This window comes from Mesorhizobium sp. M00.F.Ca.ET.216.01.1.1 (assembly GCF_004010325.2).
GTDB lineage: Bacteria > Pseudomonadota > Alphaproteobacteria > Rhizobiales > Rhizobiaceae > Mesorhizobium.
The window spans coordinates 1-348 of the sequence record NZ_SADR02000290.1 but is presented as its reverse complement, the minus strand read 5'-3'; the positions used below and the strand labels follow the sequence as shown (position 1 = coordinate 348).

Sequence of the window (348 nt, the reverse complement as noted above, 5' to 3'; positions counted from 1 at the left end):
AGCCTATCAGGCGGCAGCATTGCGAATGCAGGCGGCACGATCACGGCGGCCGGCACGGCAACCGTGCAGTCCGCTACCACGCTCGATAACCGCGTGGGCCTCATCCATGGCGCGGGCAGCGTGGCCGTTTCGGCGCAGGGCACGATCGACAACACCGGCGGACAGATAGAGGCCGATGCCACCGTGGATAACCCCGAGGCAACGCTCGGAGTCAACGGCGCATCGCTCGATAACACCAACGGGCGCATTGCAAACACAGGCAGCGGCGCGACCTCGATCAGCGTAGCCACTATCGCGAACGCGAACACCGGCGGGGTCGCGGGCGCAGGCACCATCGGCGGCAATGGC

The 348-nt window shown here is 67.0% G+C and carries 1 protein-coding gene; it reads left to right on the top strand.

Translation table 11 applies throughout. The features are described from left to right. Positions 1 to 348, top strand: a 348-nt coding sequence (locus EN859_RS36145) for a hypothetical protein (RefSeq protein WP_135913670.1), incomplete at both ends; no start/stop codon positions are given.